Origin of the sequence: Methylobacterium sp. WL19, from assembly GCF_008040005.1 — a bacterium.
Lineage (GTDB): Bacteria > Pseudomonadota > Alphaproteobacteria > Rhizobiales > Beijerinckiaceae > Methylobacterium > Methylobacterium bullatum.
Window position 1 is genome coordinate 1 of sequence record NZ_VRVC01000120.1, and the last position, 15,258, is coordinate 15,258.

Sequence of the window (15,258 nt, forward strand, 5' to 3'; positions counted from 1 at the left end):
CGCCCCGCCCTTGCGGCGGACCGGCTGGATCGCCCAGGTCAGACCGGCCTCAACGGGACTGGTGGCCGGGTCGATGTCGGCGCCGTGCAGGCACAGGCCGGCTTCCAGCCGCAGGGAATCGCGGGCGCCGAGCCCCACCGGCTCCACATCCTCGTCCTGCAGCAGGGCTTCGGCCACGGCATCCGCCGCCTCTTCGGGGAGAGAAATCTCGAACCCGTCCTCCCCGGTATAGCCGGAGCGGCTGACGAGGGCGGACGCGCCGAGGAGGTCCACCCACTTCACGTCGAGGAAGCGCATGGCGGCGGTCTCGGGGGCGAGCCGTGCCAGGGCGCTCTCCGCCAGCGGCCCCTGGAGGGCGAGGAGTGCCCGGGGCAGAACCGCGATCTCGCACAGGCCGGTGAGATGGGCGCGGAGATAGGCGTCGTCGGCGAGTTTGTTGGCGGCGTTGACGACCAGGATCAGGCTGTCGTCGAGGCGCGCGACCATGAGGTCGTCGAGGATGCCGCCGGTCTCGTCGGTGAGGAAGCCGTAGCGCTGCCGGCCCGGTGCCAGGCCCAGCACGTCGATGGGCAGGAGGGTTTCGAGGGCGCGGGCGAGGTCCGCCATGCCGCCCGGACCCGGATTCAGCCGGATCTGGCCCATATGCGACACATCGAACAGCCCCGCTGCCTTGCGGGTGTGCAGATGTTCGGCGATCAGGCCGGCCGGATAATGCAGCGGCAGCGCATAGCCCGCGAAAGGCACCATGCGGGCGCCGTGGCGCAGGTGGAGCGCGTGAAGCGGCGTGCTGGAAGCGTCGAGCGGCATCTGGTCATCCCATGACAGAACGTCCCCGGACACTCGATCGAGTGGTCCGGTTGCCCCCATCTGTCACGGTTACCTGAGAGCTTCTCCCGACCCGCGAGGGGCTGGGATTTCTCCTTCGGTGGACGCCCGCGAAGGCGCCTCTCTCCAGATTGTCAAAACGAAGCGGTGATTGTGCCTGAGAGTTTCCGGGGGTGGTTGCTCCGTCGGCGCCATGACCGGTTCGTACCGGCCTGGGCTCTCCCGCTGCGTCATTCGCTGACGGGTCGAACGTGTCATGTCGGCGGGGGTGGTGCAAGGCCGCGGGTTTCAAAGGCACGATTCTGTGTCGCACCCGGCAGGGTTCGGGTCCGGCGGAACCGCTCGGACTCGCCGGGGATTCGCCTGTCATGGCCATCGCATCCGGGCACGACCTCGCCGGCCCCCGCCCCCGGCAGACCAGGTGCTCCGTTGACCTCGCCGACGCGAGCCTCAGTGACAAGGCGCTGGAGATCCACCGCCGGCTCTGCCCCGTCTACGGCTGCCCGATTCCGTATTTCCACAGCCTCGACCCGCTGAGCGAGCTCGTCTCCTCGCTTCTCTCCCACCGGACCCGGAACGCCGATTCCGGTCGCGCCTTCAAGGCGTTGCGGGCACGCTACCCGGATTGGTCCGACCTCATGGGCGCGCCCGTGGCTGAGATCGAGGCGACGATCTCCGGCGTGACCTGGCCGGAACTGAAGGCTCCCCGCATCCGTGCCGTCATGGCGGCGGTGGCCGAGCGTCACGGCGCCCTCTCCCTCGATTTCCTGAAGGAGATGGAGGTCGACGCGGCGCGCTCGTGGCTCGAAGCGATTCCGGGCGTCGGCCCGAAAACCAGCGCGGCGGTGCTCTCGTTCAGCCTGCTGCGGATGCCGGCCCTGCCGGTGGACAGCCACCACCACCGGGTGGCGCAACGCACCGGCCTCATCGGCCCGAAGGTCGATGTCGGCCCGTCTCATCCGATCCTGCGGGCGCAACTTCCGGCGGAGTGGAGCGCGCAGGATCTCTACGACAACCACGAGATCCTGATGCTCCACGGCCAGGCCGTGTGCCACCACCGCAATCCGGCGTGCGGGAAGTGCGTGCTGCTGGACATCTGCCCGACCGGGCAGGCACGGGAGCGGGGTTAGGCGGTAGCGGCGGCGCTACCGCTTGGCGGCTCCGTACACGGCACTTCGCCGGAGCGGGCTTTCACGATGGCCGCCAGCACGTCGTCGTCGATGGCGTCCATCATGGCCTCGAAGGTCTCCGGCGGGACCATGTAGCCCATGACGCGGTTGTGGTTCAGGATCGCCACCGGTGCTCCGTCGGCACGGTTCATCACCGATGTCGGACTCTTCTTCAGCTCCGACACACTCACCGCCACGTCGGCCATGACACTTTGCAGCTGAGCTTCCATTCACCCACCTCACCGCTTGCCGCCTCCCCGGAACGATTGAAGGCGATCTACCTTCGATACCAAATTCCGTACGGAAATTCGATCTTTTCGATTTTCGGCGCGGGTTGGGCCAACATGCCGTGCACCTTGACCACCCATGGTGAGCCGTTCAGAACGCACACGTCGGTGCCCTGATCCGAGCGTCGGGCTTCTCCCTCGCCATCACGCCATAGGAACCACGCGCGATGACCGCGTTCACAGAGCTCGTGTTCTCGGGCGTACAGCCCACGGGCAACCTGCATCTCGGCAATTACCTCGGCGCCATCAAGCGCTTCGTGGAGATGCAGGAGCGCGAGGCGCAGTGCCTCTACTGCGTCGTCGACATGCACGCGATCACCCTGTGGCAGGATCCGGCCGCGCTGAAGGGCCAGATCCGCGAAGTCACGGCCGCCTTCCTCGCCGCCGGCATCGACCCGAAGCGCAGCATCGTCTTCAACCAGAGCCAGGTGCCGGCCCATGCCGAGCTCGCCTGGATCTTCAACTGCGTCGCCCGCCTCGGCTGGCTGAACCGCATGACCCAGTTCAAGGACAAGGCCGGCAAGGACCGGGAGAACGCGAGCGTCGGGCTCTACGCCTATCCGGTGCTGATGGCCGCCGACATCCTGGCCTACCGCGCCACCCACGTGCCGGTGGGCGAGGACCAGAAGCAGCATCTCGAACTGACCCGCGACATCGCGCAGAAGTTCAACAACGACTTTTCCGAGTCGATCTCCGCCCACGGGCACGATGCGGGCGCGGGCTTCTTCCCGATCACCGAGCCGCTGATCGGCGGCCCGGCCGCCCGCGTCATGTCCCTGCGGGACGGCACCAAGAAGATGTCGAAGTCGGACCCCTCCGACAATTCGCGCATCAACCTCACCGACGAGGCGGATACCATCGCCAACAAGGTGCGCAAGGCCAAGACCGATCCGGAGCCCCTGCCCTCCGAGACGGCGGGTCTCGCCGCGCGGCCAGAGGCCGACAACCTCGTGGGCATCTTCGCGGCGCTGAAGGGCGTCACCCGCGACGAGGTGCTGGCCGATTACGGCGGCGCGCAGTTCTCCGCCTTCAAGGGGGCGCTGGTGGAGCTCGCCGTGGAGACGCTGGCGCCGATCGCCTCCGAGATGAAGCGCCTCGTGGCCGATACCGACTATATCGACTCCGTCCTCGCCGACGGCTCCGAGCGCGCCGAGGCCATCGCGGCCCCGACGCTGGATGCGGTGAAGGACATCGTCGGCTTCGTCCGCCGCGGGCCGCGGTTGCGGGCCGTCCGGTAATGATCCGGGCGCTCGTCTTCGACGTCTTCGGGACGCTCGTCGACTGGCGCTCCGGAGTGGCCCGCGAGGCCGCACGCCTCCTCGGCGCGGAGGTGCCCACCCTCGATGCCGGCGCTTTCGCGGATGCCTGGCGCCGGCGCTACGGGCCTTCGATGGAGACCGTGCGTTCGGGGACCCGACCCTTCGTGGACCTCGATACCCTCCATGCGGACTCCCTGCCCCTCGTCCTGGCCGAGTTTGGCATCGTCGGCGTGTCGGATGCCACACAGCGGGAACTGGTCCAGGCCTGGCATCGGCTCGATGCCTGGCCCGACGTACCGCATGCCCTGCGGCGTCTTCGGACGCGCCACCTCCTGGCGCCAAACTCGAACGGGCATATCCGGCTGATGGCCGACCTCGCCCGCCGCAACGGGCTGATTTTCGATGCGATCCTGGGTGCCGGCCATTCCCGCGATTACAAGCCGAAACCGGCCCTCTATCGCGATGCGGTGGCGGCCTTCGGCTTCGCTCCGGCGGAGACCTTGATGGTCGCCGCCCATTCGGGCGACCTCGCGGCAGCGGCGAGCCACGGCCTGTCCACCGCCCATATCGCCCGCCCGCGCGAGAACGGGCCGGGCGGTGGCGAAACGGCGCCCAATGTTCCGGTCACCTACGCGGCCCGGGACCTCACGGATCTGGCCGACCAGCTCGGCTGCTGACGACGACGGAGCGGAAGGGTGAGCACGATGGCCGATTGGAACCCCGCCCTCTACACCCGCTTCGAGGACCAGCGCACCCGTCCGGCGGCCGAGCTCCTGGCCCGCGTGCCGCTCGAAGCCCCCCGCCTCGTCTACGATCTCGGCTGCGGCCCCGGCAATTCCACCGCGCTCATCACCGCACGCTTTCCCGAAGCGGTGGTGATCGGCCTCGATACCTCACCGGCGATGCTGGAGCGGGCGAGGAGCCGCCTGCCCGGCCTCGCCTTCGCGCTGGCCGATGCGGCGACTTGGATCCCCGAGCGGGCGCCGGACCTGATCTACGCCAACGCCGTGCTGCAATGGCTGCCCGACCACCCGGTGCTCCTGCCCCGGCTCCTCGGCCTCCTGGCACCCGGCGGCGTGCTCGCCGTGCAGATGCCCGACAACCTCGCCGAGCCCTCGCACCGCCTGATGCGCGAGGTGGCGGGTGCCGGTCCCTGGGCCGGGGCCATCGGCGATCCGGCCGTGGCCGGGCGGCTCGGGCGGATGCTGGAGCCGGCCGGCTATTACGACCTGCTGGCGCCGCTCGCGGCCGGGGTCGATGTGTGGCGCACCGCCTATCACCACCCGATGGCGGATGCCGCCGCCATCGTCGAATGGGTCAGGGCGACCGGGCTCCGGCCCTTCCTCGACCCGCTGGACCCCGAGGACACGGCCGGGTTCCTCGCCGCCTACGCGAAGGCGATCGATGCGGCTTATCCGCCCCGCAGTGACGGGCGACGCCTGCTCGCCTTCCCGCGGGTCTTCATCGTGGCCCGCCGGGCGGACTAGGCAGGTTCGCAAAAGTGGTCGCCGGTTTTGCGTCCCAGAACCTGCGATACTTCAAGGGCCTAAGCGAGGTGATGCGTTGGCTTGCCGACGCGAACCTGCTTGGCGCACCGCCCCGGATACGATGGCCGGGACGGTGCTCGGCCGGGCTTCAGCTTTCGCCGCGCGCCACCCGTGCCTCGTATTCCGGCAGGGCGAGCTGGCCTTCCTTTTCGACCCGCGCCTTGTCCTCGTCCGAGATCACGTCACCGACCATGTCGAGACGCTTCCAAAGGGCGAGCGGCGTCTCCTTGTCGGGGCGCGGCACGTATTTGTTCTGGGACACCTTCTGATACTTGTGGATGTAGCGCGGGCAGTTGACCCAGGCCTTCGTCACCTCGATCTTCACGAGGTACTTGGCCTCGGTGTACTCGGCCATCAGCGGATCGTCGCGCAGCATCCGGGCGTGGCCCTGGACGCGGACACGGTGCGGGGTCTCGAAATCGATGAACAGCAGCCCGACCTTGGACTGACCCTCGATGTTGCCCATCGAGTACCACATGCCGTTCCCGTCCAGCCCGGGGAAGACCAGCGTGTTGGCGTCGAGCACCTTCACGAAGCCGGTGCTGCCGCCCTTGTACGAGACGGTGGGCATGCCGTCGGGATCGACCGTGGACAGGAAGAACATGTCGCGGCTGCCGATGAACGCCGCCTCGTCGGGACCGATCTCGTCATGCACCCAGCCGGTGTCGAGGCGCTCGGCGAGCTTGACGGTGTTGTACTCTTCCTGAAGCGCGCGATGCTCGTCGTAATAGAGCGAAGCCATGGGTGTCCTCCAACCTTCGGCCGCTCTCAGATGGGCAGCCGTTACGGAGCATGATCGCCGGATTTTCCTGAGAGTACAACGGGGGCAGCTCGTCCTTCTGCCCTCCGCGGGAGACGATGGCCCGCGAGCCAAGTCGGATGAGGGGAGTGCCATCTCCGGAAGCGTCGTCCCCTCTCCCGGTCGCTCCGCGACCACCCTCCCCCGCAATGGGGGGAGGGTCGACCCAAACAAAAAGCCGGCCCCGCTCGCACGAGGCCGGCTTTCTCTGCGAGGGGGCAGCCGAGCGAAGCCCGGTCGCCCATCACAAAAAATCAGTTCTTGGACTTGTCGACCAGGGCCTTCTCGGAGATCCACGGCATCATGCCACGGAGCTTCGAGCCGACTTCCTCGATCGGATGACGGGCGAGCTTGGCGCGGGTGGCCTTGAACGAGGTCTGGCCGACCTTGTTCTCCAGCATCCAGTCGCGGGTGAACTTGCCCGACTGGATGTCGTCCAGCACGCGCTTCATCTCGGCCTTGGTCTCGCTCGTGACGATGCGCGGGCCGGTGACGTACTCGCCGTACTCGGCGGTGTTCGAGATCGAGTAGTTCATGTTGGCGATGCCGCCCTCGTAGATGAGGTCGACGATGAGCTTCACCTCGTGGAGGCACTCGAAATAGGCCATCTCGGGAGCGTAGCCGCCCTCGACCAGGGTCTCGAAGCCGGCCTTGATGAGCTCGACGAGGCCGCCGCACAGCACGGCCTGCTCGCCGAACAGGTCGGTCTCGCACTCTTCCTTGAAGGTGGTCTCGATGATGCCGGCGCGGCCGCCGCCATTGGCCGAAGCGTAGGACAGGCCGAGATCGTGCGCGTTGCCGGAAGCGTCCTGCGCGATGGCGATCAGGGTCGGCACGCCGCCGCCCTTGAGGTACTCGCCGCGCACGGTGTGGCCGGGGCCCTTGGGGGCGACCATGAGCACGTCGAGATCCTTGCGGGGCTCGATGAGGTTGAAGTGGACGTTGAGGCCGTGGGCGAACAGGAGGGCGGCGCCTTGCTTCATGTTCGGCTCGAGCGACTCCTTGTAGATATCGCCCTGCAGTTCGTCCGGGGTCAGCATCATGACGACGTCGGCTTGGCGGGCGGCGTCGGCGACGTTCATCACCGTGAAGCCCTCGTGCTCCGCCTTCTTGGCGGTGGCCGAGCCTTCGCGGAGTGCGATGACGATGCCCTTCACGCCGGAATCGCGCAGGTTGAGGGCGTGGGCATGGCCCTGGCTGCCGTAGCCGACGATGACGACCTTCTTGCCCTTGATCAGGTTGAGGTCGGCGTCACGATCGTAATAGACCCGCATGGTTGAATGTCCTCTTCGCGTGGGGTGTCAGGGTCGGGCCTGGCCGTAGAGGGCCAGGAACTGGTCGACGGCGCGGGCCGCGTCGCGTCGGATCTCGGCGGCGTCGAGGTCGAGCGCGTCGCCGAGGAGAAGTCGGATCTGGATGTCGCGCCCGACCAGACCGAAGAAGGTCCGGAAGGCGGTCTCGCCGTCCTCATAGGCGAGGAGCCCGGCCGCACGGCCCGCTTCCAGCACGGGCTTGACCCGCCCGCCAATGGCCAGCCGCCCGTTCGCCAGCACGATGGCGCCGAGGTTGCCCTTGCGCGAGCCGGCATGCGCGATGGCGATGCGGTTCAGCACCACCGAGGTACGGCCCGCGATCACATCGAGCCAGGTCACGGCGAAATCGAGCAGGCGCTCCCGCAGGGTCGCCGCATCGAGCACGCCCGCCGCGTCGCGCCCCGCATGGACGCGCGAGGCCTGCCAGCGCACCGTAGCGGTGAGGAGACCGTCCCGGTCCCCGAACCATTTGTACAGGGTTTCCTTCGAGCAACTCGCCCGGCGGGCGACCGCGTCCATGGTGAGCTGGTCGCCCTCCTCGACGAGGAGAGCGAGCACGGCATCGAGCACCGCCTGTTGGCGGGCCGAGGGGACCTCCTGCCCCGTCTCGTCGCGTGCGACCGTCGCGCTCATGCTTCCAGACAACCAGTACCGTACCGTACGGTACGCAGCGGCATAATCCGGTTTTGCGTCCCGAACAAGAGGCGGTGTGCCCCCGGTCGAACCTTATTCAGGCAGTTTGAGGCCTTCGCGGGCGAACACGGCCTGCACGGCGGGCCGCGCCGCCATGGCGCGGGCATGCGCGGTCCAATGGGGAAAGCGCTCCGCCATGTCGAAGCCGAGCGCCGGGCCGCGGCCCCAGGTCCAGAACAGCAGCAGGTAGGGATCGGCGACGCTGTAGGCTTCGCCGACGGCCCAGCCGCCGTTGGAGAGCTTGACCTCGGTCATAGTGAAGAGGTCGCCGCAGGTCTCGACGCCCTTGGCCTGGATGCCCGGGAAGGCCGTCTCATCGCTCGTGTAGCGCTCGGCCCGGCGGATATGCGCGTAGGCGATATGATGGCCGGTGGAGAGCCAGCCCAGCCATTCGTCGACCCGCGCCTGATCGCGGGGCGCCTGCGGCCACAGGCCGGCCTGCGGATGACTGCGCGCGATGTGGCGCAGGATGGCGGTGTTCTCGGTGAGCACCCAATCCTCCTCGACCAGCGCCGGCACGCGGCCGCGCTCGTTGACGGCGAGGTATTCGGCCGCCCGCTGGTCGCCCTTGGCGAGGTCGAGCCGCACGGTTTCGTAGGGCGCTCCCGTTTCCTCGAGGGCGATGTGGGAGGCGAGCGAGCAGGCGCCGGGGGCGTAGTAGAGGGTGGTCATGGAGCTGAGCTTTCCTCGGTCTCACTATCGAATTGCAAGCCGATCAACGCTGCCACCTTGGCGCGGACTTCCGCGAGTATGGGATCGGGGACTGTCCCGAGGGAGCGGAGGATGCGCGCTCTGCGGTCGATCGAGCGGACCTGATCGGCGAGGACTGCGCCGTCAGCGCCTAACCCCTCCGGCAAAAAGACTTTCGTCGGCCAGGGATCGCGATTGCGGGTGACCGGGCAGATGATGATCCGCCCGGTCAGCGTGTTCATCTCCAGGGTCGAGATAATGAGGACCGGTCGCTTTCCGCGTTGCTCGGTTCCGAGAACGGGGTCGAGATCGACGAGGATCAGGTCACCCGGCTCATGCGGCCGATCAGCGGGGATCGTCATCATTGATGATCTCGGAACCGACATCCGGTCCCCAATCAACGGTCGGAGGCTCGAAATCAGGCCCGAGTCTCCTCATCTCCGCAGCCATTTCCGCCATCGTGAAGACGGGGAACCCGTTGACGTAACGGCGGGCGGGCGGAGGCGCGAGGGGGGCAGGCACCGGATCGATGTCCACTTCCTGCCCCTCGACGAGACCGAGCTTCCGCACGTCCTCTCGGGTCACTGAGAGGACGAAATCGTCCCCACTCCGTTCCAGCCTCGCTCTCATCGCATCATCCCCGGCACATCTCCGGCACATCTCCGGCACGTTATCACCGTCGGCGAAAAAGCCTCACATCGCTTCCGAACCACGCCCCATGGCTGCGATGCCCGTGCGGGAGATTTCCACGAGGCCGATCACCGTCATCAGGCCGATGAAGCGGTCGATCTCCTCGGTGGTGCCGGTGACCTCGAACACGAACGAGTTCAGGGTCGCGTCCAGGGTCTTGGCGCCGAAGGCGGCGGCGAGGGTGAGCGATTCGGTGCGGTGCTCACCGGTACCCGCCACCTTGACGAGGCAGAGCTCACGCTCGAGGGCCTTGCCCTGGAGCGTGAGGTCGACGACCCGGTGCACGGGCACGAGCCGGTCGAGCTGAGCCTTGATCTGCTGGATCACCGCATCGGTGCCGGCGGTGACGATGGTGATGCGCGAGATGTGGCGCGCCACCTCGGTCTCCGACACCGTCAGGCTCTCGATGTTGTAGCCGCGTCCCGAGAACATCCCCGCGATCCGCGCGAGGACGCCCGGCTCGTTGTCGACGATGACCGCGAGGGTGTGCCGGTTGATCGGCTCGACCCGACCGGCATCGGGGTAGTGCGTGTTCATGGCGTTCATGACGTCTCTCCTCCGTGCCGTCGGTCAGACCAGCATCTTGCCTTCCTCGGAGATCACGTCGCCGAGGTCCATTCCGGTCTCGCCGAGGTAGTCGGAGAGCAGCATCTCGTTGTGCGCCTTGCCCGACGGGATCATCGGGAAGCAGTTCTCTTTCTTGTCGACGATGCAATCGAAGATGACCGGGCCGTCATGGGCCAGCATCTCGGCGATCGCCCCGTCGAGCTCGCCCGGCTTGTCGCAGCGCATGCCCTTGGCGCCGTAGGCCTCCGCCAGCTTGACGAAGTCCGGCAGGCTTTCCGAATAGCTCTGCGAATAGCGCGAGCCGTGCAGCAGCTCCTGCCACTGGCGCACCATGCCCATATACTCGTTGTTCAGGATGAAGATCTTGACCGGCAGGCGATACTGCACGGCCGTGGACATCTCCTGGATGTTCATCAGGATCGAGGCCTCGCCGGCGATGTCGATGACGAGACCGTCCGGATTGGCGAGCTGGGTGCCGATGGCCGCGGGCAGGCCGTAGCCCATGGTGCCGAGGCCGCCCGAGGTCATCCAGCGGTTCGGCTCGTCGAACTTGAAGTACTGCGCCGCCCACATCTGGTGCTGGCCGACCTCCGTGGTGATGAAGGTCTTTCGGTCCTTGCAGGCCTCATAGAGGCGCTGCACCGCGTATTGCGGCTTGATGATCGTGCCCGACGGCCAATAGGCGAGGCAGTCCCGCGCCTTCCACGTGCGGATCTTGGCCATCCACTCGTCGAAGCGGCCCTGGTCGGGGCGCTTGGGCAGGGCCTTCCAGGCCGCGAGCATGTCTTCGAGCACCGAGCCGCAATCGCCGACGATGCCGATATCGACCTTGACCACCTTGTTGATCGAGGAGGCGTCGACGTCGATGTGGATCTTCTTGGAGAAGGGCGAGAACGCGTCGAGACGGCCGGTGATGCGGTCGTCGAACCGGGCACCGATACAGACCATCACGTCGCATTCATGCATGGCGAGGTTGGCCTCGTAGGTCCCGTGCATGCCCAGCATGCCCAGGAACTGCGGGTTCGAGGCCGGGAAGGCGCCCAGACCCATCAGGGTCGAGGTGACGGGAAAGCCGGTGACCTCCGCCAGCTGGCGCAGGAGCGCCGAGGCGTGCGGGCCGGAATTGATGACGCCGCCGCCGGTATAGAGGACCGGACGGCGGGCATTCGCCATCAGCTCGACGGCCGACTGGATCGCCTGCGCGTCGCCCTTGAAGGCGGGGCGGTAGGTCTTGTGGCCGTTATGGGTGGGGCGCTCGTAGATCCCGCTCGCGAACTGGATGTCTTTCGGCAGATCGACCACGACGGGGCCCGGCCGTCCGTTCGAGGCGACGAAGAAGGCCTCGTGCAGGATGCGCGGCAGGTCGTCGATCGATTTGACCAGGTAATTGTGCTTCGTGCAGTGGCGGGTGATGCCGACCGTGTCGCATTCCTGGAACGCATCGGTGCCGATCAGGTGCGTCGGAACCTGGCCGGTGATGCAGACGAGGGGGATCGAATCCAGCATCGCGTCGGTGAGCCCGGTGACGATGTTGGTGGCGCCGGGGCCGGACGTAACGAGGACGCAGCCGACCTTGCCCGACGAGCGGGCATAGCCCTCGGCCGCATGGACCGCGCCCTGCTCGTGCCGGACGAGGACGTGCTTCAGTTCTTCCTGGTGGAAGAGGGCATCGTAGATCGGCAGCACCGCACCGCCCGGATACCCGAACAGCGTATCGACACCCTGATCCCGGAACGCCCGGATGACCATTTCGGCCCCGGTCATGACCTCGCCGCTCATCGTCCTGCTCCTCAAAACCTGATTGAACCCAGTGTCAAACGTCTCGTCGCGGCAACAAAAAAGGGTCCCGAAGGACCCTGCATGCGCCACCATCCGGATCACGGCCCCTGTATCAGGGCCGCCCGGTCGGTGGCGCTTCCGTTACGATAAGGATGACCCGCATGGGAAAACCGAAACCTCGCCGTTCGTCGATCTGACGAATCGTAAACTCGTGCCGGCCTGTTTAAACAGGTCCGAGGGGCCGGTCAACGCCGTTCGAGGCAAGATAATGCCTCGAACGGCCACAGTGAGGTCACGCCGTCGGTCCTCGTGATGACAGTCCACACGGATTCAAACTCTGAGTGTTTGCTTGCCTATGGATCGCGCACTAGGTGCTGAGGCACTGAGGGTCGGGGGCTAGCGCACGAGACCCCGGACTACCTGAAGACGTTCGTGCCGCAGGCTGTCCATGGGCCTCAAGCTTCGCCTCGGCCGGTTCACATGGTCCGCCCGGACCTGGATCGTGCTCGGTGTTCTCGCGCCGATCGGCATGCTGATCACCTCCGGGGTGATGCTGCTCGACATGCGGCGCGACGCCTGGGACAAGGCCGAGCAGACCTCGCGAAACCTGCTTCGGGTCATCGAGCGCGACATCGCCCGCAATTTCGAGATCATCGACCTGTCGATTCAGGGCGTCGTCGACGGCCTGAACGTGCCGGGCGTACGAGACGTCAGCCCCGAATTGCGGCAGCTGATCCTCTTCGACCGTGCCGCCAGCGCCCGGGACATGGGGGTGATGCTCGTCCTCGACGAGAACGGAGACACCGTCATCGACGCCGCGTCGGTGACGCCGCGCAAGCTCAACAATTCCGATCGCGACTACTTCAAGGCGCAGAAGGCCCGGGCCGATCTCGGCCTCTACATCAGCGCTCCCGTCGTCTCGCGCCTATTGGGGACGCCGGTGCTGGTCCTGAGCCGCCGCATCAACAAGCCGGACGGATCCTTCGGCGGCATCGTGCTGGGCTCGCTGAGCCTGTCCTACTTCCACAGGCTGTTCGATCGGATCGGTCTCGGCCCGTATGGTGCGATCAACCTGTATCGCTCCGACGGCATGCGCATCGTCCGCCATCCTTATCTGGAGAGTGATATCGGCAGCTCCATCGCCGGGACCCCGACATTCGAACGGTTCCGGCGGGAGGGCAGCGGCAGCTTCGTGGGGACATCGCCCCGCGACGGCAGCGAGCGGCACTTCGCCTTCACCCGCATCGGCGACCTGCCCTTCATCCTCAACGTCACCCTGTCGGCTTACGAGATCGAGGCGGAGTGGCGCGGGAAGGCCCTCGTCATCAGCCTCATCGTGGTTCTGCTGTGCGGCCTGACCATCGGCCTCTCCCTCCTGTTCTGGCGGGAGCTGCGCCGCCGCGCCGCGATCCAGGCGGAACTGGAGCGCCTGTCTCGAACCGACATGCTCACCGGATTGCCTAACCGCCGCGCGTTCGAGGAGATGGTCGCCCGGCTGTGGACGAGCGCCCGCCTTCAGGGAACGCCGCTCTCGCTCCTCGTGGTCGATGCGGACCATTTCAAGCGCTACAACGACCGCTATGGCCACGCCGTCGGCGACAGGGTGCTCCAGGGCATCGGCCGCTGCCTGTCCGCCAGCCTGCGTCGTGACGGGGACATCGTCTGCCGCGTCGGTGGCGAAGAGTTCGTCCTGCTGCTGCCGAATGCCGATGGGGCCGCCGCCCTCGGCGCGGCCGAGCGCGTTCATGCGCGGATGTCGACCCTGTCGGTTCCGTCGGCGGAGATCGAAGCGGGCGCGATCACCGTGAGCGTCGGCGTGGCCAGCGCCCTGCCCTCTGCGGGCGGCTCCACGGACCCGTTCGACCTCTACCGGCGGGCCGATGCCGCCCTCTATGCGGCCAAGGCCGCCGGCCGGAACCGGACCTGCTGCGCCGCCCCGGACGATGCTTCGCATCCCCTGGCCGCGCCACACGGCGTCGCGGACTGATCCGGCTCGGTAGGACCGGTGGCGGAGGGAAAACTCCGGTCCCTGAAAACCGAATCCGTTTGCGTGGCTCTCCGGCATCGTCCTATCTGGGGCGAACCTCCCATCATGCCTTCCGGGACCGATGCCCCCGACCGCGACGACGGCCTTCCTGATCCTCGACGTGGCTGGCACCGCCTGCGCCCTGGCCCGGACCTGCGTGAGCGAGGTGCTGCCGTTGCCCCGGCTGCACCGGCAATCCGCCACGGCGGGCATGCTCGCGGGCTTCCTCAACCTCGGCGGTGCCGCGGTTCCGGTGATCGACCTCGCGCGCCTCCTCGGGCTGAGCGAGGCGGCGGCCGATCCCGATGACGTGGACCGCCATCTCGTCCTCGATGCGGCCCGTTCCACCGCTTTCCTCGTCGACCGCGCCGAGGCCCTCGTCGTCGTTCCCGATTCCGACATCCAGCCGGCGGACGAGACGCGCAGCCTCAACGGCTGCGTGGTCGCCGGGTTCGAGCGGGGACACGGCCGCGTCGACGTGCTGAGCTTAGCCCGCCTCCTCACGCGAGAGGAGCGCGTCCGCCTCGATGCCCTCACCCGTGCGGCGGCCGAGCGGCTGTCCGGCCTCGACGCCGCGAGCGCCTCATGAGCGGATCGGCCGCCCGATGATCCGTCCGGCCAAGGCTGGCCCCGAACGCGATCCGACCTTCGCCGCCCTCAAGGCGAGGGTGATCGCCCGGACCGGGCACCATTATTACGCCGACAAGGACGATCTGCTCTTCGACCGTCTGCGCAAGCGCTTCAAGGCGTGCCGGCTGGCCGATTCCGCCGCCTATCTCGCCCATCTCGACGCCGAGGCCACCGGTCCTGCGGAATGGGCCGCCCTCGAGGCGGAGATCACCATCGGCGAGACGTTCTTCTTCCGTTACGCCGAGCAGTTCGCGGCCCTGCGCGGGACGATCCTGCCCGGCCTGATCGCGGCGCGCGCGGAGACGAAGTCCCTGCGGATCTGGAGTGCCGGATGCTCCACGGGGGCGGAGCCCTACTCCATCGCGATCCTGCTCCACGAGCTCCTCGGCGACGACCTGCCCCGCTGGCGGATCGCCATCACCGGCACCGACATCAGCCACGAGGCTCTCGGGACGGCCCGCGCGGCGGTGTTCGGGCGCTGGGCCCTGCGCACCCTGCCGCCCGAGGAACACGCGCGCTACTTCGTCCTCGGCCCCTCGCTGCCGGGGATCGCCCGCGAGGGCAGTTTCACCCTGCGGCCGGAATTCCGGCGGATGGTGCGGTTCGAGCACCAGAACCTGATGAGTCTGCTCGACGGTAAGGCGCCGTCGCATTTCGCCGGCTTCGACCTCATCCTCTGCCGCAACGTGCTGATCTATTTCCAGGCCGATGCCGTGGTCGGCATCGTGCGCGGCCTCGGCCATCGCCTCGTTCCGGACGGCTGGCTCCTGATCGGCCATGCCGAACCGAACCCGGCCTTCGCGGCCACCCTGCAGCCGGTGAACCTCCCCGGTACGGTGGCCTACCGCCTGCCGACGACCGCGCTCCCCGTCGAGCCACCGCCGCCACCCGAGACCGTGGCGGCCGCCTTCCCGAGACCGGTTCCCGAACCTCCGGCGCCCGAGGCCGACCCGCCTCCCGCCTTCGCCCCGATGCCCGCTCCCA

The 15,258-nt window shown here is 67.6% G+C and carries 16 protein-coding genes and 1 riboswitch; of the genes, 7 read left to right on the top strand and 9 right to left on the bottom strand.

Annotation, left to right across the window (positions count from 1 at the left end; all coding sequences use genetic code 11):
• Positions 1-807 (bottom strand): glycine cleavage system aminomethyltransferase GcvT (gene gcvT / locus FV220_RS19760; protein ID WP_147832967.1); only part of this gene is annotated, 807 nt, incomplete at its 3' end.
• A 50-nt stretch (positions 808-857) separates the two neighbouring features.
• Positions 858-965, bottom strand: a riboswitch (glycine riboswitch).
• A gap of 228 nt (positions 966-1,193) precedes the next feature.
• On the opposite strand from gcvT, the gene FV220_RS19765 reads away from it, so the two are divergent.
• On the top strand, positions 1,194-1,955 hold the full coding sequence (locus tag FV220_RS19765; protein ID WP_187273469.1) for a Fe-S cluster assembly protein HesB: 762 nt from the start codon (positions 1,194-1,196) through the stop codon (positions 1,953-1,955).
• Here FV220_RS19765 and FV220_RS19770 read toward each other — a convergent pair.
• Positions 1,952-2,212, bottom strand: coding sequence for a type II toxin-antitoxin system Phd/YefM family antitoxin (locus FV220_RS19770; protein ID WP_187273470.1), 261 nt, complete (start codon positions 2,210-2,212; stop codon positions 1,952-1,954). The two genes, FV220_RS19765 and FV220_RS19770, sit on opposite strands and share 4 nt — an antisense overlap.
• 236 nt (positions 2,213-2,448) lie before the next feature.
• On the opposite strand from FV220_RS19770, the gene trpS reads away from it, so the two are divergent.
• Genes trpS through tam form a run of 3 tightly spaced genes read left to right on the top strand, consistent with a single transcriptional unit; the run spans position 2,449 to position 5,027 of the window.
• Entirely contained in the window at positions 2,449-3,519 is a 1,071-nt protein-coding gene (gene trpS, locus FV220_RS19775; RefSeq protein WP_147832968.1) for a tryptophan--tRNA ligase, read from the top strand.
• The gene (locus tag FV220_RS19780; protein ID WP_147832969.1) at positions 3,519-4,217 is read left to right on the top strand and encodes a haloacid dehalogenase type II; all 699 of its coding nucleotides are present in this window, start codon (positions 3,519-3,521) and stop codon (positions 4,215-4,217) included. The genes trpS and FV220_RS19780 overlap by 1 nt, the downstream gene beginning before the upstream one ends.
• A 27-nt stretch (positions 4,218-4,244) precedes the next feature.
• Entirely contained in the window at positions 4,245-5,027 is a 783-nt protein-coding gene (gene tam, locus FV220_RS19785; protein ID WP_147832978.1) for a trans-aconitate 2-methyltransferase, read from the top strand.
• A gap of 148 nt (positions 5,028-5,175) precedes the next feature.
• Here tam and FV220_RS19790 read toward each other — a convergent pair whose 3' ends face one another.
• From FV220_RS19790 to FV220_RS19825, 7 genes are all read right to left on the bottom strand, one after another.
• Positions 5,176-5,829: a pyridoxamine 5'-phosphate oxidase family protein gene (locus FV220_RS19790; RefSeq protein WP_018044186.1), complete on the bottom strand. Its 654-nt coding sequence runs from the start codon at positions 5,827-5,829 to the stop codon at positions 5,176-5,178.
• Between the two features lie 311 nt (positions 5,830-6,140).
• Positions 6,141-7,160 (bottom strand): ketol-acid reductoisomerase, encoded by a 1,020-nt coding sequence (gene ilvC, locus FV220_RS19795; RefSeq protein ID WP_018044187.1) that lies wholly within the window; start codon positions 7,158-7,160, stop codon positions 6,141-6,143.
• A gap of 27 nt (positions 7,161-7,187) precedes the next feature.
• The gene (locus FV220_RS19800; RefSeq protein ID WP_147832970.1) at positions 7,188-7,832 is read right to left on the bottom strand and encodes a TetR/AcrR family transcriptional regulator C-terminal domain-containing protein; all 645 of its coding nucleotides are present in this window, start codon (positions 7,830-7,832) and stop codon (positions 7,188-7,190) included.
• 93 nt (positions 7,833-7,925) lie between these two features.
• Positions 7,926-8,564: a glutathione S-transferase gene (locus tag FV220_RS19805; RefSeq protein ID WP_147832971.1), complete on the bottom strand. Its 639-nt coding sequence runs from the start codon at positions 8,562-8,564 to the stop codon at positions 7,926-7,928.
• Entirely contained in the window at positions 8,561-8,947 is a 387-nt protein-coding gene (locus FV220_RS19810) for a type II toxin-antitoxin system PemK/MazF family toxin (RefSeq protein ID WP_147832972.1), read from the bottom strand. The genes FV220_RS19805 and FV220_RS19810 overlap by 4 nt, the downstream gene beginning before the upstream one ends.
• A gap of 328 nt (positions 8,948-9,275) precedes the next feature.
• Positions 9,276-9,818, bottom strand: a complete 543-nt coding sequence (ilvN, locus tag FV220_RS19820) for an acetolactate synthase small subunit (protein WP_018044192.1) — start codon at positions 9,816-9,818, stop codon at positions 9,276-9,278.
• 24 nt (positions 9,819-9,842) lie between these two features.
• Positions 9,843-11,618 (bottom strand): acetolactate synthase 3 large subunit, encoded by a 1,776-nt coding sequence (locus tag FV220_RS19825; protein WP_018044193.1) that lies wholly within the window; start codon positions 11,616-11,618, stop codon positions 9,843-9,845.
• 448 nt (positions 11,619-12,066) lie between these two features.
• Between FV220_RS19825 and FV220_RS19830 the strand changes: the two genes are divergently transcribed.
• The 3 genes from FV220_RS19830 to FV220_RS19840 all read left to right on the top strand — a co-directional run.
• Positions 12,067-13,605: a sensor domain-containing diguanylate cyclase gene (locus FV220_RS19830; protein WP_147832973.1), complete on the top strand. Its 1,539-nt coding sequence runs from the start codon at positions 12,067-12,069 to the stop codon at positions 13,603-13,605.
• Between the two features lie 121 nt (positions 13,606-13,726).
• Positions 13,727-14,233 (top strand): chemotaxis protein CheW, encoded by a 507-nt coding sequence (locus FV220_RS19835; protein WP_147832974.1) that lies wholly within the window; start codon positions 13,727-13,729, stop codon positions 14,231-14,233.
• Between the two features lie 16 nt (positions 14,234-14,249).
• A partial coding sequence (locus FV220_RS19840) for a protein-glutamate O-methyltransferase CheR (RefSeq protein WP_147832975.1) occupies positions 14,250-15,258 on the top strand: 1,009 nt, incomplete at its 3' end.

What these genes read in the sequence shown, in the direction of transcription:
- FV220_RS19765 (WP_187273469.1), top strand. Translation starts at nt 1,194, where the DNA reads ATGGCCATCGCATCCGGGCACGACCTCGCCGGCCCCCGCCCCCGGCAG.
- trpS (WP_147832968.1), top strand. Translation starts at nt 2,449, where the DNA reads ATGACCGCGTTCACAGAGCTCGTGTTCTCGGGCGTACAGCCCACGGGC.
- FV220_RS19780 (WP_147832969.1), top strand. Translation starts at nt 3,519, where the DNA reads ATGATCCGGGCGCTCGTCTTCGACGTCTTCGGGACGCTCGTCGACTGG.
- tam (WP_147832978.1), top strand. Translation starts at nt 4,245, where the DNA reads ATGGCCGATTGGAACCCCGCCCTCTACACCCGCTTCGAGGACCAGCGC.
- FV220_RS19790 (WP_018044186.1), bottom strand. Translation starts at nt 5,829, where the DNA reads ATGGCTTCGCTCTATTACGACGAGCATCGCGCGCTTCAGGAAGAGTAC.
- ilvC (WP_018044187.1), bottom strand. Translation starts at nt 7,160, where the DNA reads ATGCGGGTCTATTACGATCGTGACGCCGACCTCAACCTGATCAAGGGC.
- FV220_RS19800 (WP_147832970.1), bottom strand. Translation starts at nt 7,832, where the DNA reads ATGAGCGCGACGGTCGCACGCGACGAGACGGGGCAGGAGGTCCCCTCG.
- FV220_RS19805 (WP_147832971.1), bottom strand. Translation starts at nt 8,564, where the DNA reads ATGACCACCCTCTACTACGCCCCCGGCGCCTGCTCGCTCGCCTCCCAC.
- FV220_RS19810 (WP_147832972.1), bottom strand. Translation starts at nt 8,947, where the DNA reads ATGATGACGATCCCCGCTGATCGGCCGCATGAGCCGGGTGACCTGATC.
- ilvN (WP_018044192.1), bottom strand. Translation starts at nt 9,818, where the DNA reads ATGAACGCCATGAACACGCACTACCCCGATGCCGGTCGGGTCGAGCCG.
- FV220_RS19825 (WP_018044193.1), bottom strand. Translation starts at nt 11,618, where the DNA reads ATGAGCGGCGAGGTCATGACCGGGGCCGAAATGGTCATCCGGGCGTTC.
- FV220_RS19830 (WP_147832973.1), top strand. Translation starts at nt 12,067, where the DNA reads ATGGGCCTCAAGCTTCGCCTCGGCCGGTTCACATGGTCCGCCCGGACC.
- FV220_RS19835 (WP_147832974.1), top strand. Translation starts at nt 13,727, where the DNA reads ATGCCCCCGACCGCGACGACGGCCTTCCTGATCCTCGACGTGGCTGGC.